The organism is Streptomyces capitiformicae (assembly GCF_002214185.1).
In the GTDB taxonomy this organism is placed as follows: domain Bacteria; phylum Actinomycetota; class Actinomycetes; order Streptomycetales; family Streptomycetaceae; genus Streptomyces; species Streptomyces capitiformicae.
Genome location: NZ_CP022161.1, coordinates 9,239,097 through 9,260,044 on the forward strand (window position 1 = coordinate 9,239,097; position 20,948 = coordinate 9,260,044).

Annotated in this window: 14 protein-coding genes and 6 pseudogenes; 8 read left to right on the forward strand and 12 right to left on the reverse strand. The window is 69.4% G+C overall.

Annotated features, from left to right (window positions below; translation table 11 throughout):
• Positions 1–110: 110 nt before the first annotated feature.
• Positions 111–1,166 carry a LacI family DNA-binding transcriptional regulator gene (locus CES90_RS41435; protein ID WP_189788137.1) on the reverse strand — a complete coding sequence of 352 codons (1,056 nt, stop codon included), beginning with the start codon at positions 1,164–1,166 and terminating at the stop codon, positions 111–113.
• Between the two features lie 409 nt (positions 1,167–1,575).
• On the opposite strand from CES90_RS41435, the pseudogene CES90_RS41440 reads away from it, so the two are divergent.
• Positions 1,576–2,493: pseudogene (locus tag CES90_RS41440) on the forward strand (LamG-like jellyroll fold domain-containing protein); the annotation flags it as partial.
• Between the two features lie 65 nt (positions 2,494–2,558).
• Here CES90_RS41440 and CES90_RS41445 read toward each other — a convergent pair.
• A pseudogene (locus tag CES90_RS41445) lies at positions 2,559–3,315 on the reverse strand (glycoside hydrolase family 27 protein); the annotation flags it as partial.
• 539 nt (positions 3,316–3,854) lie between these two features.
• On the opposite strand from CES90_RS41445, the gene CES90_RS41450 reads away from it, so the two are divergent.
• The 3 genes from CES90_RS41450 (at position 3,855) to CES90_RS41460 (ending at position 8,609) form a co-directional block, all read left to right on the forward strand.
• Positions 3,855–5,477 (forward strand): glycoside hydrolase family 43 protein, encoded by a 1,623-nt coding sequence (locus CES90_RS41450; RefSeq protein WP_189788065.1) that lies wholly within the window; start codon positions 3,855–3,857, stop codon positions 5,475–5,477.
• Positions 5,478–5,529: 52 nt separating this feature from the next.
• Positions 5,530–7,548 (forward strand): non-reducing end alpha-L-arabinofuranosidase family hydrolase, encoded by a 2,019-nt coding sequence (locus CES90_RS41455; RefSeq protein ID WP_189788066.1) that lies wholly within the window; start codon positions 5,530–5,532, stop codon positions 7,546–7,548.
• A gap of 95 nt (positions 7,549–7,643) precedes the next feature.
• Positions 7,644–8,609, forward strand: coding sequence for a glycoside hydrolase family 6 protein (locus tag CES90_RS41460; protein WP_189788067.1), 966 nt, complete (start codon positions 7,644–7,646; stop codon positions 8,607–8,609).
• Between the two features lie 55 nt (positions 8,610–8,664).
• Here CES90_RS41460 and CES90_RS50570 read toward each other — a convergent pair.
• Positions 8,665–8,826, reverse strand: a pseudogene (locus CES90_RS50570) (GH12 family glycosyl hydrolase domain-containing protein); the annotation flags it as partial.
• An 8-nt stretch (positions 8,827–8,834) separates the two neighbouring features.
• Here CES90_RS50570 and CES90_RS50575 point away from each other — a divergent pair.
• Positions 8,835–9,251 (forward strand): annotated as a pseudogene (locus CES90_RS50575) (sugar hydrolase); the annotation flags it as partial.
• Positions 9,252–9,574: 323 nt separating this feature from the next.
• Complete coding sequence (locus CES90_RS41470) at positions 9,575–12,028, forward strand: SpoIIE family protein phosphatase (protein WP_229914456.1); 2,454 nt, start codon at positions 9,575–9,577, stop codon at positions 12,026–12,028.
• Between the two features lie 360 nt (positions 12,029–12,388).
• Here CES90_RS41470 and CES90_RS41475 read toward each other — a convergent pair whose 3' ends face one another.
• The 9 genes and pseudogenes from CES90_RS41475 to ndhC form a co-directional block, all read right to left on the reverse strand.
• Positions 12,389–13,033: a class I SAM-dependent methyltransferase gene (locus tag CES90_RS41475; protein WP_189788069.1), complete on the reverse strand. Its 645-nt coding sequence runs from the start codon at positions 13,031–13,033 to the stop codon at positions 12,389–12,391.
• Between the two features lie 263 nt (positions 13,034–13,296).
• Complete coding sequence (locus CES90_RS41480) at positions 13,297–14,913, reverse strand: multicopper oxidase family protein (RefSeq protein ID WP_189788070.1); 1,617 nt, start codon at positions 14,911–14,913, stop codon at positions 13,297–13,299.
• Positions 14,914–15,007: 94 nt separating this feature from the next.
• The gene (locus tag CES90_RS41485; protein ID WP_189788071.1) at positions 15,008–15,505 is read right to left on the reverse strand and encodes a hypothetical protein; all 498 of its coding nucleotides are present in this window, start codon (positions 15,503–15,505) and stop codon (positions 15,008–15,010) included.
• Between the two features lie 157 nt (positions 15,506–15,662).
• Positions 15,663–16,544, reverse strand: coding sequence for a F510_1955 family glycosylhydrolase (locus CES90_RS41490; protein ID WP_189788072.1), 882 nt, complete (start codon positions 16,542–16,544; stop codon positions 15,663–15,665).
• Between the two features lie 129 nt (positions 16,545–16,673).
• Positions 16,674–17,354 carry a DUF305 domain-containing protein gene (locus CES90_RS41495; protein WP_189788073.1) on the reverse strand — a complete coding sequence of 227 codons (681 nt, stop codon included), beginning with the start codon at positions 17,352–17,354 and terminating at the stop codon, positions 16,674–16,676.
• A 568-nt stretch (positions 17,355–17,922) separates the two neighbouring features.
• Complete coding sequence (locus CES90_RS41500; protein ID WP_189788074.1) at positions 17,923–18,129, reverse strand: hypothetical protein; 207 nt, start codon at positions 18,127–18,129, stop codon at positions 17,923–17,925.
• Positions 18,126–18,326 (reverse strand): annotated as a pseudogene (locus CES90_RS41505) (NADH-quinone oxidoreductase subunit NuoK); the annotation flags it as partial. The pseudogene CES90_RS41505 and the gene CES90_RS41500, both read right to left, overlap by 4 nt.
• Before the next feature lie 20 nt (positions 18,327–18,346).
• The gene (locus tag CES90_RS51450) at positions 18,347–18,478 is read right to left on the reverse strand and encodes a hypothetical protein (RefSeq protein WP_269802002.1); all 132 of its coding nucleotides are present in this window, start codon (positions 18,476–18,478) and stop codon (positions 18,347–18,349) included.
• Positions 18,469–18,739, reverse strand: a pseudogene (ndhC, locus tag CES90_RS52200) (NADH-quinone oxidoreductase subunit A). Before ndhC ends, CES90_RS51450 begins: the two are co-directional and overlap by 10 nt.
• Here ndhC and CES90_RS41515 point away from each other — a divergent pair.
• Both CES90_RS41515 and CES90_RS41520 read left to right on the forward strand, forming a co-directional pair.
• On the forward strand, positions 18,738–18,956 hold the full coding sequence (locus CES90_RS41515; protein WP_189788075.1) for a heavy-metal-associated domain-containing protein: 219 nt from the start codon (positions 18,738–18,740) through the stop codon (positions 18,954–18,956). The pseudogene ndhC and the gene CES90_RS41515 overlap by 2 nt on opposite strands.
• 925 nt (positions 18,957–19,881) lie before the next feature.
• Complete coding sequence (locus CES90_RS41520; RefSeq protein WP_189788076.1) at positions 19,882–20,868, forward strand: DMT family transporter; 987 nt, start codon at positions 19,882–19,884, stop codon at positions 20,866–20,868.
• Positions 20,869–20,948 lie beyond the last annotated feature (80 nt).

Consider the following 20,948-nt stretch of genomic DNA (forward strand, 5'->3'; position numbering starts at 1 on the left):
GTTTGCTGAGAGCGGGGGTTGATGAAGGCGGGCACGGCGAACGGCACCGATGTGCGGTTCGAACGTCGGTGGAGTGAGGCAGCAGGGGCGGGGTTTCCCGTGCGGTGTGGTCAGGGTGCCGCGTCGGGTCCGGCGTCCGCAGCGGGCATGGCGGGCGTGGTTCCCGCGGGCCCGGTGCTGGCCCGCAGGGAGATGGGGGGCGTGAGGAGGTGGTGCCGGGGCGGCGCGTCGGGATGGTCCAGGCGTTCCACCAGGAGCTCGACGGCGAGCCTGCCCAGCTCGGCGGCCGGTACGTCCGCGGCGGTGAGCTGCGGGGTCACCGTCTCCGCCCAGCGGCCGGCCACGACCCCGGTGACGGAGAAGTCGCGCGGCACATGGCGGCCTGCCTTGGCGAGCCCTCGGTAGAGACCGCCGAGCGCGGCCTCGTTCAGCGTGACCAGGGCCGTGGTGGACGGGTCGTCGTACAGGATCCGTTCCAGGCACGCCTGGCCCGACGCCGCGTCGTCCCCGCAGCAGTACGTCCGCACGGTCAGCCCGCGCTCGGCCGCGGCCTTCGTGAAACCGTCCAGACCGCGGTGCGCGGACTCGTACCCGGCCCGCAGCAGCTGCTCGGGGCGGTTCACGAAGGCCACCCTGCGGTGGCCGAGATCCGCCAGGTGGTGGACGCACGCCGCGGCCAGCGCGGTGTGGTCCAGTCCCACCCACCAGCCGCCCTCCGGATGGGCGGTGCGACCGATGGCGACGGAGGGGAAGTTCAGGGCGGCCAGGTGATCGACCCGGTCGTCCTCCAGTCTGATCTCCATCAGGATCGCGCCGTCGACCCGCCGCTCCCCCAGCAGCCGCTGGAACGAGCGGTCGCTGTCCACCCCACTGGGCGACATGAGCACGTCGTAGTCGTAGGCCGCGGCGGCCTCCACCACGCTGCCGATGAAGTCCAGCTGCATCCCTGTGTAGTGGTTCCCGGCCGGCGGGAAGACCAGCCCGAAGGTGCTGGTCCGCCCGTTGGCCAGGGCACGCGCACTGGCGCTGGGCCGGTAGCCCAACTCGTCGACGACCTGCTGGATTCTGCGGCGCGTGTCCTCCGCCACCGGGCGCTTGCCGCTCAGCGCGTAGGACACGGTGCTCCGCGAGACACCGGCACGCCGGGCGATCTCACCGATGTTCACGGCGACTCCTTGATCGAACCGGTTCGACACCCTCGGAGGAGGGAGCGCCCGCCGGTCGTGAGGGTAGAGGGAGGGAGGAGGATCGAGAGCCGGTCGTCGAACCGGTTCGCGTAAAGCGAAGGTAGGAACTACCCGCACGCCTGTCAACGCCTCTGGCCGCACGTCCGCGACCGCGACGATGACCCACCGGCCCCTTGCTCAATTCCTTGCGACGCGGGGATTGCTGGCCAGTTGCCCCGGTGTTAGCTTCGCCGAACCGGTTCGATGAAGCGATCCTTCCGGCAACCACGCGGGTCCGATCCACCCTTCCCCCGCTGGGCGCCACATGATTGAACCGGTTCGAACCGCCCGCCCACGTCGCTGATGTGGGCCGACCGGAACCCGTACACAAGGATTGAGGACGCGATCCATGTCATCCGTTGACAGATCCGCCCGGCGCCTGGCCCCGACCGCTGTGGCAGCGGCTCTCGGCGCGGGCCTGCTGGCCGCACCGGCCGTCCCGGCGCAGGCTGCCGAGGCGCCTCCCCCCACCGTCCACTACACCTTCGACCAGGACGACCTCTCCTCCGGAAAGATCATCGACAGTTCCGGCAACGGCCGCACTGCGAGCCTGGTCAACAGCTCCACCGCCGAGTCCGTCGAGGGCACGGACGGAGGCAAGGCACTCGCCCTGCCCGGCGGGTCGAGTGCCTCCGACGGCGCGTACGTCCGCCTGCCCCGCGAAGTGCTGGCCGATGCCACCGACTTGACGGTCTCCACCCGCGTGAAGTGGAGCGGCAGCACGTCGCCCTGGCAACGGCTCTTCGATCTGGGCACCGACACCAGCGCGTATCTCAACACGACCCCGTACAGCGGCGACGGGACACTGCGCACGTCCATGACAACCGGCGAGGGGGGCGCGGAGACACAGGTCAACGGCTACACGACGCTTCCCGCGAACGAGTGGCGCACCGTCACCGTCACCCTCGACACCTCCGCCGACCGGCTCACCACCTACCTCGACGGCGTGGCGATCTCCTCCGCCAAGACCAGCATGAACGCCAAGGATCTGCTGGGCAGTTCGGCCACGGCGGCCGGTTACATCGGCAAGTCCTTCTGGCCGGATCAGCTGTTCAAGGGCGCGATCGACGACTTCACCGTGTGGCACTCGGCGCTCAGCCCCGACCAGGTGGCCGGCATGTTCGAGAACATCCCCGCCTTCCAGCAGCTCTCGCGGACATCCTTCGAGGTCCGCACCACCACCGGGACCGCCCCGTCCCTGCCCGCCGCCGTCCGCTCCTCCTTCTCCGACGGCTTCGACCGCGACATGCCGATCACCTGGGAGGCCGTACCGGCCGAGAAGTACGCGCAGCCAGGGACGTTCACCGTGGCGGGAACGGCGGCCGGACGCGCTGTGCAGGACGTTGCCGACGCCCATCGGATAGCTGTTGGTGTTGTTGTTCTGCCAGATGTCGAGCAGGTCCTCGGTCGTCCGCCACAGGTCGGCGACCTCGCCCCAGTTGTACTTGTCGCCGGTGGGGGCGTGGAAGCTGTTGGGGTTGATGCTGTAGACGATCGGCCGCCCCGTGGTACGCAGGGCGTCGCGCATGATGGTGAACCGTGCGACCTGCTCGCTGAGGGTGCCGCTGCCGGAGCACCAGTCGTACTTGAGGTAGTCCACGCCCCATGAGGCGAACGTGGCGGCGTCCTGGGCCTCGTGGCCCTTGCTGCCGGTGGAGCCGGGGTAGGTGCCCACGCCCTGGGCGCAGGTTTTCTCGTTGGGGGCCTGGTAGATGCCGAACTTCAGGCCCTTGCTGTGGATGTAGTCCCCGAGCGCCTTCATGCCGCTGGGGAACTTGGTCGGGTTGGCGCGGAGGTTGCCTGCCGCGTCGCGCTGCGGGTCGAACCAGCAGTCGTCGACGACGACGTACTGATAGCCCGCGGCCTTCATGCCCGAGGACACCATCGCGTCGGCGGCCTGACGCACCTGCGCCTCGGTGATCCCGCACCCGAAGCTGTTCCAGCTGTTCCACCCCAGCGGCGGGGTGAGCGCCGGGCTGCCCGGTGCGGCCGAAGCGGTGGAGTGGGCTGAAGCCGTGACGGACGCGGCGACCGCCAGCGCGGCAGCCGAGAGGAGACGGAGCAGTCGTCTGCCTGATCGTCTGGGCACCGTGGGGCTCCTTTCGGAGGCGGGCACCGTGGGCTGGTCACCGACGGGCCCGCTAGGGGGTGTTGTGAAAGTCCAGTGCGGTGCGGGCGGAACGCGGAGGGACCGGCTTGTGCGGCTCATGGTGGGCAGACAGCGGATGACAATCGCGCGTGGTCGGCCCATGCCACGTATACGACACGTGCAGAATGTTCGAAATTGCGATCCGATTTCGGATCGCCGACGTCATGGATGCTAGAGAGACTCGCGAGCATGTCAACACCGTTCACCCCGTCAGCTGCTTCTGCAGCCTCCGATTGACTGGCGATGGCGGAACATCGCAGGAAACGCCCCGGTCATCCATGGACGCCGACTTCGAAATATTTCGACGTTACCAGCGAATCCTGCGAGGGCTATTGACGGGATGTATCAGACACCTATCATCCTGGATGCTCAACGAGCCAGCCAGCGTTCGCAATCTCGAACGCGCGAGCTCGACCCGCCACCGGAGCACTCCCTCGCAGAGAGAACGACACATGGATATGTCATGCTCTCGCCAATACATGGATCGCCGCCAAGCGCTGACCGCCGCCGGCGGCCTGGTCACCGGTGCCTTCCTGCCTCTGGCCGGGGCCTCCCGAACCGCCGCTTCCGCTCCCGACGCGGAACCGGCCCTCGCGGCCGCCTCGGAGTACACCAACCCGGTGATCTGGCAGGACTTCGCGGATATCGATGTCATCCGCGTCGGCGCCACCTATTACGCCTCCGCCTCGACCATGCACTACTCGCCGGGCGCGCCCGTCCTGCGTTCGTACGACCTGGTGAACTGGGAGATCGCCGGTCACTCGGTGCCCGTCCTGGACTTCGGCGCCAAGTACGACCTCAACGGCGCCCGTGGCTACGTCCGGGGAATCTGGGCCTCGTCGCTGGCCTACCGCCCGAGCAACAGGACCTTCTACTGGCTGGGCCAGATCGACTTCGCCCGGACGTATGTCTACACCGCCACCGCCGTCGAGGGGCCGTGGAACAGGCTGACGACGATCAGCACGCCGTACTACGACGCCGGACTGCTCGTGGACAGCGACGACACCCTGTACGTGGCGTACGGAAACACCACCATCAGCGTGGCCCAGCTCTCGCCCGACGGCCGCAACCAGGTACGCACGCAACAGGTGTTCACCACACCGTCGAGTGTCGGCACCCTGGAGGGGGCCCGCTTCTACAAGATCAACGGGCAGTACTACATCTTTCTGACCCGCCCCGCGAACGGGCAGTACATCCTGAAGTCGTCGAGCGGCCCCTTCGGTCCGTACACGATGCGGCAGGTCCTTCTCGATCTGCGCGGGCCGATCCCCGGCGGTGGCGTCCCGCACCAGGGCGGACTGGTGCAGACGCAGGGCGGTGCCTGGTACTACCTGGCCTTCGTCGACGCGTACCCCGGCGGCCGGATGCCCGCCCTGGCACCGGTCACCTGGACCCCGGACGGCTGGCCCGTCGTGCAACTCGTCAACGGCGCATGGGGCACCTCGTATCCCCACCCGGCCGTGCCCACTCCACCCCGCCAGGTCACTCCCCTGATCGGCGTCGACACCTTCGACGGCACGACCCTCAAACCGAGGTGGGAGTGGAACCACAACCCGGACAACACCAAGTGGTCGGTGGACAACGGCCTGACACTGCGGACCGCGACCGTCACCAACGACCTGTACTGGGCCCGCAACACCCTCACACACCGCATCCAGGGACCCACCTCCACCGCCACGGTCCAGCTCGACCACTCCGCGATGCGGGACGGCGACCGGGCCGGACTCGCGCTGCTGCGTGACTCCTCCGCCTGGATCGGCGTCAAACGCGATGGCGGCGCGACGCGGGTGGTGATGGTCAACAGGCTGACCATGGACGGCAACTGGAACACGACCGGCACCGGCACCGAGGTCGCGAGCGCACCCGCCTCCGGCGGTCGGATCTGGCTGCGCGCGACCGCGGACATCCGCCCCGGCACAGCACGCCCCGGAACCTTCTCCTACAGCACCGACGGCACCACCTTCACCCGCCTCGGGCCCGCCTTCTCCATGGGCAACGACTGGCGGTTCTTCATGGGCTACCGGTTCGCCCTCTTCAACCACGCCACGCAGGCGCTCGGCGGCGCGGTCCGCGTCACGCGGTTCGAGCTGTCCACGCCCTGACCGATCGGAGGATCGCACAGCCAACCCCCCACCCAGCCGTATGAGGAGAACCATGAACCCGCTGAAACGACTCGGCCGTCGCCGAGCTTCGGTGTTAGCCCTGCTGGCCGCGGTCACCCTGGTGACGCCCGGGACCGCGACCGGCGCACCCGACGCCGTCAAAGCCTCCACTCTGGGCGCCCAAGCCGCCCAGTCCGGACGCTACTTCGGAACCGCCGTGGCCGCCGGACGGCTCGGCGACGGCACGTACACCACGATCCTGGGCCGTGAGTTCAACTCGGTCACGCCCGAGAACGAGATGAAGTGGGACGCGACCGAACCGTCCCGTGGCCGGTTCAACTTCGGCCCCGCCGACCAGATCGTCAACGGCGCGACGGCCCGCGGTCAGCGCGTACGGGGCCACACCCTGGTCTGGCACTCCCAACTGCCCGGCTGGGTCAACTCCATCAGGGACGCGAACACGCTGCGCGGCGTGATGAACAACCACATCACCACCGTGATGAACCGCTACAAGGGCCGGATCCACTCCTGGGACGTGGTCAACGAGGCCTTCGCCGACGGCCCCAGCGGCCAGCTCCGCAGCTCGGTCTTCCGTGACGTGTTGGGCAACGGCTTCATAGAGCAGGCCTTCCGCACCGCGCGCTCCACCGACCCGGCGGCCAAGCTCTGCTACAACGACTACAACATCGAGGACTGGAACGCGGCCAAGACCCAGGGCGTCTACCGCCTGGTCCGCGACTTCAAGGCGCGCGGCGTGCCCATCGACTGCGTCGGCCTCCAGGCTCACTTCGGCGCCGGCGGCCCGCCCGCCAACTTCCAGACGACGCTGTCGAGTTTCGCCGCCCTCGGCGTGGACGTCCAGATCACCGAGCTCGACATCGCACAGGCGCCGCCGAACGCGTACGCGAGCACGGTGCGGGCCTGCTTGAACGTGGCCCGCTGCACCGGCATCACCGTCTGGGGCATCCGCGACAGCGATTCCTGGCGGGCGTCGGAGAACCCGCTGCTGTTCGACCGCGGTGGCAACAAGAAGCCGGCGTACCGGTCGGCGCTCACCGCCATGGGCGGCACGCCCACGACACAGCAGGCCGACACCTCTTCGCCCCGGTCCGCCGCCGCGTTGCCCTCGCGCTTCTCCTGGAGTTCCAGCGGGACGCTGATCTCACCGAAGTCGGACGCCACCCACAACATCGCCGGCATCAAGGATCCGACGGTCGTCCAGTACAACGGCAAGTACCACGTGTTCGCCAGCGTCGCCAGCCGCTCCGGATACAACCTGGTGTACCTGAACTTCAGCGACTGGTCGCAAGCCGGCTCGGCCACGCACCACTATCTGGACCGCAGTGCCATCGGAGCCGGCTACCGGGCCGCGCCGCAGGTGTTCTACTACGCGCCGCAACGCCTGTGGTACCTCGTCTACCAGACCGGCAACGCGTCGTACTCCACCAATCCCGACATCAGCAATCCGAACGGGTGGAGCGCACCGCGCCACTTCTACTCGTCGATGCCGGACATCATCCGGCAGAACATCGGCAACGGCCACTGGGTCGACATGTGGGTGATCTGCGACAACGCCAACTGCTACCTGTTCTCGTCCGACGACAACGGGCATCTCTACCGGTCCCAGACAAGCGTCGGCCAGTTCCCGAACGGCTTCACCAACACCGTCATCGCCGCCCGGGACTCCAAGTACGCGCTTTTCGAAGCGAGCAACGTGTACAAGGTGCAGGGCTCCAATCAGTACCTGCTCCTCGTCGAGGCGATCGGATCGGACGGCCGACGCTACTTCCGCTCCTGGACCTCGGGCAGCCTTGCCGGTTCCTGGACACAACTGGCCGCGTCCGAGAGCAACCCGTTCGCCAGGGCCAACAACGTCACCTTCCCGTCAGGGGCCTGGACCAGGGACGTCAGCCACGGTGAGATGATCCGCGCCGGCTACGACCAGACACTGACCATCCCCTCCTGCCGACTCCAGTACCTCTACCAGGGCATGAACCCCAACGCGGGCGGCGACTACAACCTGCTCCCGTGGCGGCTCGGCCTCCTCACCCAGACCAACTCGACCTGCTGACCGACTGTGCCGTGGGGAGCGCTTCCGGTGGGAGCGCTCCCCACACTCGCCGCCGACCTTCGGACGCACCCCTGTCAGAAAGCCGAGGTAATGTCATGCGCCGCAGACTTCTCGCCCTGGCGGCAGCACTCTCCTCGCTGCCGCTGGCGCTCGCCGCCGCCCCGGCCGCCCACGCGGCCGACCCGACGACCATGACCAACGGGTTCTACGTGGACCCCGACTCCAGCGCGAAGCGGTGGGTCGCCGCCAACCCCGGCGACGGCCGGGCGCCCGCGATCAACGCCTCCATCGCCAACACACCGACGGCCCGCTGGTTCGGCTCCTGGAGCGGCACCATCGGCACCGCCACCGGCGCGTACGTGGGCGCCGCGGACGCCCGCGACAAACTGCCCATCCTCGTCGCCTACAACATCTACAACCGCGACTACTGCGGCGGGCACTCCGGAGGCGGAGCCTCCTCGCCGTCCGCCTACGCGAACTGGATCGCCCAGTTCGCGGGCGGGATCGCCAGCCGACCGGCCGTCGTCGTCCTCGAACCGGACTCCCTCGGGGATTACGGCTGCATGACCCAGGCGCAGATCGACGAACGCGAGAGCATGCTGACCGGAGCGCTCGCCGAGTTCAACCGTCAGGCTCCCAACACCTGGGTCTACCTCGACGCCGGCAACCCGGCCTGGGCGAGCGCGGCGACCATGGCCCGGCGCCTTCACGAAGCGGGCCTCCGGCAGGCCCACGGTTTCTCGCTCAACGTCTCCAACTACCTGACCACGGCCGAGAACACTGCGTACGGCAACGCCGTCAACAGGGAACTCGGCGCCCGGTACGGCTACACCAAGCCGTTCGTCGTGGACACCAGCCGCAACGGCAACGGCTCCAACGGCCAGTGGTGCAACCCTTCAGGCCGCCGTATCGGCACCCCCACCCAGCTGGGCGGAGGCGCCGAGATGCTCTTGTGGATCAAGGTCCCGGGCGAGTCCGACGGCAACTGCGGCGTGGGAACCGGCTCCTCGGCCGGACAGTTCCTCCCGGAGGTCGCCTACAAGATGATCTACGGCTACTGATCCGGGGCCGAGGTCGACCGCGCCTCAGGAGGACGCGGACCGGCCTCGGCCCTGATGTCAACACCTGGTTCGATCCGTTGGCGCCCTTGTAGACGTTCCGGTTGTGGCCGCCGAGCGTGACGTTGCCCTCATAGCTGCCGATCGGGCCGACTGCTCCGTTGCAGTTGACCCAGAGCATGATCTCGTAGTGGTGGTCGGTGTCCCAGATGTTTCCACTTCAATAAAATCCCACGTTCCACACACACGCCGCACACACCACCGCCTTTCCGTGATCCGCGACTGCCGTTCGCCAAGCGCATCGACGACCTTCTGTCGCGGCTCGCCCCCGACGAAAAGATCGGATCCCGCACCAGTTCACGCCCGCCGTCGACCACCGCGGCGTCGCGGCGGTCGACGGCGAGGCCGTCTCCACGGAGACCCGCGCGATGCGGCCCCGCGACGACCGTGTGGGCCTCAACCTCTGCTGCGCCATCCCCTGTGGGGCCGGGGCGAGGAGGGCTACTCCGAGGACCCGAAACTCCCCTCGGCCATCACCACCGCGGACACCCGCGGCCTGCGCGGCGAACAACCCTCCACGAGTACGACCTGCGCGCCTTCCGCGAAACGGTCGATGCGGGCGCGACGGCCGACGTGATGGCCGCGCCGACGGCGACGGTCTCACCCCTGGCCGCGGCCCCGCCGTGGAGGCCGGGGCGGTTCTTGCTGCGCTGGACGGACGCCGGCGGTGCGGCCCGGCCGCCGTGCCGGCGGGCTGCCGGGCGGGCTCGTCGAGCGACGGGCCAAGCGGACGCGCCGCGGCTGCTGTCGAGCGGGGGGCAAGCCCCAGCCCCAGTCGCTCCGGCACCTGGCGCCCCGAACGCACCGGCCGGAGCGCCGTAGCGCGGGGGCCGATCTAGGCTGGAAGCAGCCGCTGGAAACCAGCCCTGACGGGCCCGGATGCCCGGACGGAGGCGTGGCGCGTGGAGATGGCCGACAAGCAGGACGCGCCGACTGCCGTTGCCGTGGTGGATCCGGACGGCATGGTGAGCGGCTGGAGCGAGGGGTGCCAGCTGCTGCTCGGCTGGACGGCAGAGGACACCGTCGGCCGCCCCGTGACCGATCTGCTGGTCGATCCCCCGCCCCCCGGCTTCCCCGAGGGCTACGACGCCGGCCCCGACCCCACGGGGTTCATCCCCCTGCGCCACCGGGACGGTTCCACGGTGGACGCCGTGGTGGCGGCTCACCCGCTGTTCGGCCCCGACAGGCGGGCGCTGGGCCACGTGGTGACCATCCAGCGCTGGGGACGCCGCCCGGTGATCGCCGACCGGGCCTTCGAGCAGTGCCCCTTCGCTCTGGGTGTTTACGACCCTGAACTGCGGTTCCTGTGGATCAACGCCTCCTCGGGCCGGGTGATAGCACACTCCGAGGAGCAAGTGCTCGGCAAGAAGTACCGCGAGCTGTTTCCCGAATTCGACCGCGAGCTGTTTCCCGAAAGGGACGACAAGCCCTACACCGACGCGCTCGCCGAAGTGGCGAGGACGGGCGAGCCCACGCGTCTCATCACCGTCTTCCGCCCGCTCGGCAGCAACTACGCCAACGCCTGGGCCACCAGCATATGGCCCGTCCGAGATGCCGAGGGCAGGGTCCTCGCGGTCGCCAACTGGGGATTCGACATGAGCGCCGAGTACTGGGCCCGGCAGCGCCTGCTCATCCTCAACAAGGCCAGCGGCGGCATCGGCCGGACACTCGACGTGATCGGCACCGCCCAGGAACTGGCCAGGACCCCGGTACCGGGATTCGCCGACCTCGTCACCGTGGATCTCCTCGACGAGGTGCTGCGCGGAGAGGAGCCGCCCTCCGTGTCCGCGTTCACCCCCGGCGAGACCATCGTGCTCAGTCGTGCCGCCCAGCACAGCGCGAGGGAGGACACCGACCGGGCTCCCGGGCCCACGACGCCGGTCAGCCACGCTCCCGGTTCCGTCGCCGCCCGCTGCATGGCCACCGGCAGGTCCACGGTTGAGCTCGCCGCTGAACCCGGCCAGGGCGGCGAATGGGCCTTCGGGCCCGGGCTCGCCGCCGACCCGGCCCACTGGCCACCGGGCAACCCGTTGATCGACGAGTCCCTTGCCACGGAGGGGCTGACCGGCCGGATCACCGTGCCGCTCAGGGCGCGCGGCGCGTTGCTCGGCGTCGTCGCCTTCTCCCGCCTCGACCGGCCCGAGGCCTTCACCGCCGACGACCTGATCCTCGCCGAAGAGCTGACCGCCAAGGCAGTCGTCGCCATCGACAACGCCCGCCGGTACTCGCGCGAGCGCACGACCGCGCTGACCCTGCAACGCAGCCTGCTGCCGCAGGGGCTGCCGAACCAGGAGGCGGTCGAGGTGGCATCCCGCTACCTGCCCGGCGGGACCGGCGTGGAGGTGGGCGGGGACTGGTTCGACGTCATTCCGCTGTCGGGCGCCCGGGTCGCCCTGGTCGTCGGCGATGTCGTCGGCCATGGCCTGCACGCCTCGGCCAGCATGGGGCGGCTGCGTACGGCGGTCCGCACCCTCGCCGACGTCGACCTGCCGCCGGACGAGCTGCTGACCCACCTGGACGACCTGGTCCTCCACCTCGCCAGCGACCTCCAGCCCACCGGCCACTTCCAGCAGACCGGCGAGTCCGGGGCGACCTGCCTGTACACCGTCTACGACCCTGTCTCCCGACACCTCACGCTGGCCAGCGCCGGCCATCCCCTGCCGCTGATCATCTCCCCGGACGGCACCAGGACCCCGGTGCCCGCCCTTCCGGGACCGCCGCTCGGCATCGGTGGGCTGCCTTTCGAGAGCGCCGAGCTCGAGCTGCCCGAGGGCAGCCTGCTCGCCCTCTACACCGACGGACTGGTGGAAAGCCGCGAGCGCGACGTCGACCAGCGGATCGCCGAACTGCAGCGAGCCCTGAACCACTCGGCCACCTCAGTGGAAGCCCTGTGCGACACGGTGATGGACGCCATGCTCCCCGATCGCCGCACCGACGACGCCGCGCTGCTGCTGGCTCGCACTCACGCGCTGGCGCGCCGGCATGTCGCCGACTGGGCCGTGGAGCCCGACCACGCGCAGGTGCCGCGCGCCAGGAAGTTCGCCGTCGACCAGGTGGACGCCTGGGGTCTGGAGGAGGCGGCCTTCGTCACCGAGCTGGTCGTCAGCGAGCTGGTCACCAACGCCATCAGATACGGCGAGCCGCCGATCAGGCTACGGCTGATTCGCGATACGTCCCTGATCTGCGAGGTCTCCGACGCCAGCAACACCGCTCCACACCTGCGCCGGGCCCGCGCCTTCGACGAGGGCGGCCGGGGCCTGTTGCTCGTCGCCCAGCTCACCCAGGGGTGGGGCACCCGGCACACCACCAACGGCAAGACCATCTGGTGCGCGCAGACCCTCCCCCAGCCTGACCCGCACTGAGATCCGAGCCGCGGACCGTCGCCGGCCGCGCGGCAGGGCACGGCAACGGCACTGCGTGGGTACGGCGCCCCGGACCGTGGCCCCTGGCAGCCGTTCTCGCCATCATCCCCGCTGCTCCACGGGCAGGAGCAGGGGGCCCGCCTCCGGGCGTGCGCCTGCTGACCGCCGAGCGGCACAAGCTGGCGCTGTCTCTGCGGGCTCGGTAGAGGGCCGGCGCCACGGTCCCGGATCTCGCCCAGGAGTGCAAGAAGCATGACGGACAAGAACAAAAGGCTGAAGCCTCCGGCCCGCCGCACCGGCCGCATCCTCGGAGGGGCCAAGAAGGCGTTGGGCCGAGGGCTGCGCTGCGGCACCCGGCCGTCACGATCGTACGGCTGTCCCCACGATGTGCAGGGTCTTCGGGACGAACGGAGAGAAGGCGAAGCCGAACCGGTCGATGTCGGTGATGGTGAATCCGGCGGCACGGATGGCGGTCTCGGTGTCCCGGTTGGGGTGGCAGCCTCCTCCGGCCCGGCTCCACAGCGGGGTGATCGCATCCTCGAGCCAGCCTGCCCAGCGGTGGGGCGAGCGCACATGCTCATAGAAACGCAGTTCACCGTCGGGCCGCAGGACGCGGGCGATCTCCGTCAGAACGCCGGGCACGTCGTCGACCGAGCACAGCACGAGCGAAGCGACGACGGCATCGAACTCGCCGTCCTTGTCGGGTAGTTCGGCGGCTTCACCTGGCACTACCGTGACCCGCACCGGTGCCGAGGCCGCGACATTCTCGGCGACGGAGCGCAGGGTGTCGTCGGGTTCGAGCGCGACCACCTGGGTCACGGTATCCGGGTAGTGCCCGAAGTTGCGGCCCTGCCCGGCGCCCACCTCCAGCACTCGACCGGCCAGCCAGGCGAGCAGCCGGTCGCGGTGTGCGGCGCCGCCGCGCCGGTCGGACTGGGTGGCGATCTTCAGATACTGGCGGGCGAAGCGCGGGTGTTGCAGCTCCTTGCGGCCGGTGGTGGTCATACGCCCTCCTTCGCGGCTGCTCGTCCGCTGCGATGCCTTGGACGACGGGGAGGAAAACCCCATAGGTCCATGGTCTCGCTCAGGCACGGGTGTTCGGCGTGAAGCGGCACCCCTGGCGGAGTCGGCGTGCCGGGTGCCGGTTTCCACCTCGCGACGCAGGCGACTGACCTCCTCGCGCAGTCTGTCGATCTCCGCCCGCCTTCACTTCCCGGTGTCGGGGCCGGCCGGACGAACCGGCCCCGGACCGAGCACAGCGGTGACAATCAGTCCTGGTAGGCGACCAGCGCCATCATGCCGACCTCTCCGTGGTACGCGTTGTGGCAGTGCAGCATCCACTGGCCGGGGTTGTCGGCGTCGAAGGTGACGGAGAGCTTCTTTTTGGGCAGGACGATGGCGGTGTCCTTGCGCGGGCCACTGTCCCCGAGCTGGTAGGTGTGGCCGTGCAGGTGCATCGGGTGCCACATCTCGGTGGTGTTGACGAAGTCCAGCCGGACCCTCTGCCCTTCCTCGATCGTGAGCGGATTCGCGGCCGGGTCATCCATGTCGTAGACCTTGCCGTTGATGGCCCAGTTGTACTTGTCCATGCCGCCGGTGAGCTCGACTCGGTGTACCCGGTCCACCTTCTTGGAAGTGAGGCGGAAGTCGTCGGCCGCGCGCAGCTGGGACGCCGTAAGGATGTTGCCGTTCAGTTCCTTCGGGCGGACGGTCGCCTTCGGTGCGCTACCGGATCCCGTACGGACGAGGGCCATGCCGGTGGCGTCCTTGCCCTCGGCCAGCGCGACGAGCGGGAAGACGCCGTCGTCGAGGGTGACCAGGACGTCGTACCGCTCCCCCATGCCGATCAGCAGGGCGTCGACCTGTTGATGCTCGACGGGGAATCCGTCGGTGTGGGTGATGGTGAGCTTGTGGCCACCGAGCGCCACTCGGTACGCCGTGTCGCCGCCCGCGTTGATGAGGCGCAGTCGGATCCGCTGACCGGGCTTGCCCTGATAGACGGCGGGGTCGGCGGGAACACGGCCGTTGACCAGGTGGTACGGGTACTTCACGTCGCCGGCGTCGCCGCCGAGCAGCTCGCTCTCGGCGCCCATCAGCATGAACTTCATCGACATGCCACCGGACGAGGGGGAGGCGGACGGGGACGGCGAGTCGTCTCCCATGTCCATGCTCATGCCCTCCATGTCACCCATGTCGTGGCCCTCGTGACCGCTGGAGCTGGAGTGGCCGCCTGTGCCCATACCGCCCATGCCCTGCCGCAGCTCGGCGAGGACCTCGTCGGGGGTGCCGGTGACCCCGTCGACCCAGTCGTCAAGGACGACGACCCATTCGTCGTCGTATGACAGCGGTTCCCTGGGGTCCTCGACGATCAGCGGCGCGTACAGGCCCCGGTCGAGTTGGACGCCGACGTGGGGGTGGAAGAAGTAGGTGCCGGGGGCGTCGGTGATGAAGCGGTAGGTGAAGTTGGCACCCGCCCGGACGGCCTGCTGGGTCACCGGGGGTACGCCGTCCATGTCGTTGCGCATGGCGACGCCGTGCCAGTGGATGGACGTGGTGGTCCTGTTCGGCAGCTGGTTGGAGAGTTCGGCGGCCAGGGTGTCGCCGACGGACAGGCGGATCTCCTTGCCGGGAGCCTGGCCGCTGAAGGCCCAGCTCTTGGCCATGACGCCCCCGCCGAGGTCGAGCATGGCCGGCGCTGCGGTCAGGGTCACGTTCTGCGTCCTGCCGGTGCCCTTCCGCTTCTTCTCGGCTGCGGCGACCGCCGAGCCGGAGGGGCTGACCAGGGCGGGTGTCGCGTCGGAGCCGCTGCTGCAGGCGGCGAGCGCGCCGGCGCCCGCGACGCCGAGCCCGGCGAGCAGGACGGAGCGGCGGTTGATGCTGTGCATGGATGTCCTCGATCTCAGTGTGCGCATACGGGAGTTGGCGTGCTGGGACGGCTCCTCGGCATGACAAGGGCACGAGGAAGCCGTTGGGCACGGCCTAAATGCGCAACTGAGACAGGACAGACAGGTCTGGGGGCGCTCGGCCCACCGTCCCGGCGGCCCTCGCCCCGGAGGGGACCACTTCGTGTGCGGCAAGATCCTGCGGCGCCAGGGACTGGGTCGGCGGTGCGAGCTTCACGACCTGAAGGCTCGCGGTCGAGCAGTGCTGCATCGCCATGCCGTCGCACGCCGGGCCATCAGCAGGGATCATCGTCGGCACGGTGGCCGCAGTCGGCTTCGAGGTCTGCGCTGTGGCGCTTCCGTGCCCATGCCCGGACATGGCCGTCGCCGGTGCGGCATGGGTGCCCGACATCACCATGCCGGGCGTCATCACATGCGCGGCGGGCGAAGAAGGCGGGCCGATCGCCACGGCGGCCGACTCGTGGTGAATCAGCACGGCGAGTGCCGTAAGGAGAGTGATGACGGCAGCATGAGCCCAGCGGACGACGCCGTGCGAGGCACGGGTCGGCGGGGCCAAGGCTCCCGGTGCTGTCATCGCTTCCCTCTGGATTCCCGGCGTGCATGGGCGGCACGATGTGCGCCATGGTCGTCATGATGGCCGCCTGACTGACTGACCGCCCGTCGCGGTCCCTCCGGCGTCACGCCCGCTCCGAGAGTCTCACCTGGCTGCTCAGGTCGCGGCGCTCGACCGATCAGTGGCCGCCGCTCGACGTCACGGCCAGGCGCTCCTCGAACGTTTTGCCTCCGTCCTTCGACTCGAACACCCCGGTCTGCGTGGCGGCGAGGACGTGCTCGGCGGCGACAGCGGTGAGTGCCTGTGGCTGGCCGCCCGGCACGGTGGAGACCTTCTTCCACGTGGTGCCGCCATCCGTACTGCGGTTCAGGCCACCGGAGGTGTCGATGCCGTAGAGGGCGTCCTTCGTGCTCCAGGAGAGGAAGGCCATCACGGGCTTCTGCCCTTGGGTGAAGGTCTTCCCGCCGTCGCTGCTTCGGGCGACTCCCTCGGCCGTGGTGGCCAGGATGACGCCGGGGTCGGTGGGGCTGACTGCTATGTCGAGGGCTTCGAGCCGGGCCCCGTCCTTCCAGGAGACGCCGTCCTTGGTCGTACGGACCAGGCCGTTGGTGGAGTCGTAGCCGTAGACCGTGCCGTGGGCGAAGTCCAGAGCGTGGAAGTCGGACTCGCCGGACAGGGACAGGGACTTCCAGGTCTTGCCCGCGTCGGTGCTCCTGATGAGCCCCTTGTTTCCGCCGGAGGTCGGGTGGCCGCTGGCGTAGAAGGTCTTGTCATCGGCCAGGGTGAAGCCCATGAAGTCGTCCTTGCTGTCGCCCACCAGCTCTGGCTTCCCCTTGGCGTCGGGGGTGTAGACGCCTTCGTGGGTTGCGACGTAGAGGCGCTGGTCGGCGGGGTCCAAACCAAGACCGTGGATATGGCTCACCGTCGTCCCGGCTGCGGACTTGCCGGTCGAGTCCTCGCTGTCTCCGCTGTCTCCGCTGTCTCCGCTGTCGGAGCAGGCGGCCAGAGTGAGGGCGAGAGCCAGGGCAGTGATTGCCACGGCGGCAGGGCGCTTGTTCATGATTCCTCGGAGCGTATGGGTGCACCGGAGCGGCGACGGCCGATCACGGTCGTGGCGGCATGGGGAGATGACCGCCCGGGCCCTCGGGTGCGCGCTCCGGAGCCCTGGGCGGTCAGTGGGTGATGCGGATCAGAGCCGGTCGAGGATCTTGTCGAACTTCTCGACCTCGGCGGACTGGGTCTTCACGACGTCGGCGGCGAGCTTCTTGGCCGTGGCGTTACGGCCGTTCTTCTGCTCGTCCTCCGCCATGGTGATCGCGCCCTTGTGGTGCTCGATCATCATCTCCGCGAACATCCGGTCGAACTCGGTGCCCTTGGCGGCCTCGAGCTTCTGCATGTCCTCTTCGGACATCATCCCGGACATCCCGGATCCGTGATCCATACCGCCGGACCCATGGTCCATGCCGGGCATGCTCTCCTCGGCCGACTCCGGCTTGCCCCAGGCCTTCAGCCAGGACTTCATGGTCTGGATCTCGGGGTCCTGGGCCTTCTCGATGTCCGCGGCCAGGCTCTTGATCTCCGTATCGGAGGCCCGGCCGTCCGCGAGCTCGGCCATCTCCAGGGCCTGTTCGTGGTGCGGGATCATCATCTGCGCGAACATGACGTCCGCGTCGTTGAAGGCGCCGGGCGCCGGGTTGTCACCCGCCGTCGGGGTGGACGTGGCGGAGGCGGAGCTGCCGCTCCCGTGGTCCATGCCCTCCATGTCGTCCCCGCCGCAGGCGGCGAGCAGTAGCCCGCCTGCCGCAACGGTGCTCACGATTGCCATACGGCGACGAAGACGGCGGCGCAGGGCAGAGTTGTGGGCGGTCATATACGAAATACCTCGCTTGATCAGTTCTGTCAGTGAAGGTGGCGGTACGCGCGGCGTGCGCGGGCATGACGAAGCCCGCGCTGCGGGTCCGGCCTAAATCCGCAGAACTGACAGCTGTGCGAGGAGAGGTCTGGGGGGTGGTGGGAGGGGAGGCAGCACGGCCATCGCTCGGACGAGCAGGGCCGTCAGGCGCTCCTTCCGACGAGCCGCCGCACACAGGAACAACCACAGCAGCCAGCCGGTGAGCACCGCCACGCATACGGACAGCACGTCCATGCCCGTCATGGGCCCGTCCGCCGTCGGTGGGGTCGGTGCAACCGCCCCATGGTCCGCCATTGCCACGGGCTCGGTGGAGGTCCGGGTCTCGGCAGGCCCCTGGGCCATGTCGCCCTGGTGCGAGCCGGCCACGGCATGGGATGCGCCGCCTGTTCCTGGGCCTGACGAGTGCTCCGGATGACCCATCGTGTGCATGGCGAACACGCCGAGTGTGAGCGCGGCAACCAGCAGGAGGTACCCGAAGGCCCCTCCCACACGCAGCCGACCGCTCACACGCAACATGCCGGACATGCTACTGAGTCGGTTCCTGGAAAGGCGAACTGCCGACCGGTCCCGGCAGGCTCCCACACACCGCCACCGCGACGGCGAGGCCGAGCGCGGCGACGGCGTGCCGACCGCGACACCGGGGGGCGTACCGGTTCGCCGGGCGGCCGACGACCGCGAGCAGCGTCCCCACGGTCAGCGGCAGCGCGACGAGCGCCCACGGCGGCGCGCTCACTCCTTCAACTCCGCTGCCATGTCGGTCATGTCGACTTCGCGGGATCGGAACAGCGCGGTGACCACGGCGAACCCGATGGCCATCTCCACCGCCATGACCGTGACCGCCAGGACGACCAGCACCTGCCCGTCGGCGGCGGCCGGGGCGATGTAGCGCCAGACGGCCGCCGCGCCGACGATGATGCCGCCGAGCAGCAGATCCGCGGCGGCCTGAGCATCTACGACGGGCCATTCCCACTGGCGAACGCCGCCTCGGCCTCCAGCCGAAGTTCCGTCGCTCCGGGCAGCGTCACCGCCAGCACCGCCGGGCGGTTCATCGCCGTACGCCGAAGAGCGCCTCTCAGGTCCACCTCAGAGCCCCCTCATGCCAGGCGTATGCCACCGCCGCGAACAGGATGCCGAGGAAGAGGAACATCTCCACGACTGCCGCGCACATGGAATCGGGACACGGCGTGCTCGCCCGGCTTGAGACCGCCGGCGAAGGGACCGGTGCCGACCGGCTGGTTCAGGCCCTGGAGGCAGGGCCAAAGCCACCGGCGGCAGTCCCGCCCGGCGGGCACGTACCCCCTGGGGGTATCATCGTTGCTCTCTCTTGGGAAGGAGCAGCACATGGTTCAGAAGGTGTACGACGTCCAGGGCATGACGTGCGCTCACTGCGTTCAGGCCGTCAGCTCCGAACTCGGCGGCCTCCCCGGGGTCGAGGACGTCCAGGTGGATCTGCCGTCGGGCAAGGTCACGGTGACCAGCGAGCAGCCGCTGGATTCCGCCGCCGTCGCCGCCGCAGTCGACGAGGCCGGCTACGAGCTCGTGGGCGGAGAGACCCAGTGACCTGGCGGGCGGAACCGCTGCGCCGGGCTGTCGGTCATCCCGTCGTCAGGCTCACGGCGGCGGCACTGCTCCAGGCCGCGGCCTCTCACCTCATGGATTCCGGAGCGGCTTCGGCCCGGAAAACCTGCGTGTGCGGCGACCCCGCCCGTGCTGCCCGCTGAGCGATTTCCGTCACTCACCGCTTGCCGCTCAACCATCGCTCACGGGTACTCTGATGCGCCGCGACGGTTGTGGAGGCGTCGCGGCGGCGCCACGGCGAGATGACGGAGCGTATGAGCAACGGAGCAAGAGCAGGGCAAGGGGCGGTCGGCCGACTGCTCCTCCTGCTGCTCCTCGCTCTCGGCCTGATGCACCTCCTGGCCCACGCGGGCAGCGCCGGCGCGCGCCCCGAACAGGGGACCGTCGCCCACGCTCACGCCGTTCATCCGGAGCCGACCGCACAGGATGAAGGAGCGGCTCCGCCCCTCGCGACGGCTTCCGACGGGCACAGCCGTCACGGCACTTCGGACGCGGCGGAATTCGGCCTGTGTGCTGCCGTCATCGGCTGTTGTGCTCTCCTGGCAGTCGGCGGTCGGCGGCTCCAAGGGCGTCGCGTCACCCTGTTCGGGCAGCTCAGGCGGCGCATTCAGGCCTCGTGGTACAGCCTGTACCGACCACCCCGTCCGAGGCATTCGCCAAGCTTCAATATCGCGCAGCCGGCTGTCCTGCGGATCTAGGCCGCCGTCACAGCGCGCAGCCGTGGCCCCGTCGTACCTCGTCGTAGGACGAGGCAGGGCATCGCTCGAAGACCGGCACCCCCGAGGTCCGGCCCGGGCGAAGAACCCGTCACTCCTGCCGCTGACCCGACGCATCCCTGCCACGCACGCCCCCGGCGGGCCGGCATGCCCTGTCGCGTGCCCGTCCCACCCGCGAAAGGCCTCGATTCGTGACCCAGCCCCACCTCGCCGACCGCGTCGGCATGCCCGCCCAGCCGCAGGCACACCCCACTCACCCGCAGCAGTACCAGACTCACCCGCAGCAGTACCAGCAGCACCTCGGATATCAGCCCCACCCGCAGGCTCCCCAACGGGCCCGTGTCCATGTCCGCCCGGACAGCCAAGGGACGCCCGATGTCCAGCCGGCCCCGGACCCGGCCTCTTCGGACTCGGAGCCCGCGCCCCGTCGCAGCCGGTCCTCCGAGTCCGACACCGCTCCCCCGGCCGGTGGCCGTCGGGCGCGTCGGCGGGCGAAGAAGCGGACACCGGTGATCGGTGACTATCTGGGGTATGCCACGACGTTCGTGGGGGCGGGGCTGATCAGTGGCGCGGTGGTGCACCACCCGCTGGACCCTGACCGGTACACGGTGATCGCGCTGGTCGGCGCGGGCGTCTTCCTCTGCGCGACCTTGCTGAACGAGTTCGTCCTCAAGCGGCAGCGGCCCAGTGCCTCGACGGTGGTCGCGATCGTGCTGGCCTCGCTGGCGCTGTCGTTCGGTATCGGCATGCTCAGCGGCGGGCTGCAGCACTTCGAGGACTTCCCGGAACGGGCGGCGATGCTGATCCCGTTCGGGCTGGCATTGTCCTTCGTGGCGTACGTCCTGCGCTACGACGCCGCGCGCTGGCGCAGCATCATCGGCCCGACCGGGCTGCTGGTGCTGGTCACCGCTGCGGTGGCCTTCGTCGGGCTGCGCGGTATCGCAGCCGACATGGCCGCGGAGTCCGGCGGTGGCGGCCACGGCCACAGTCACGGCGAGGAGGGCACGAGCGACTCGGAGACGGCGGTGACGGAGGACAGCCACACTGCTGACAGCCACACCGAGGACGCCGGAACCAAGACGCCCGACGCCTCACCCAGCGCCGAAAGCACCGGAAGCACCGGAAGTGGCGCAGGCGAAGGAGAAGCCGGCCACGCGGAGGACGGGCACGCCCACTGAGTCGGAGGTCCGCGGTCGGGAGCTGTCAGGCGGGTGAGCTCTGGCGGCTCCCGACACACGGAGGAAGAACCGGGCTGGTT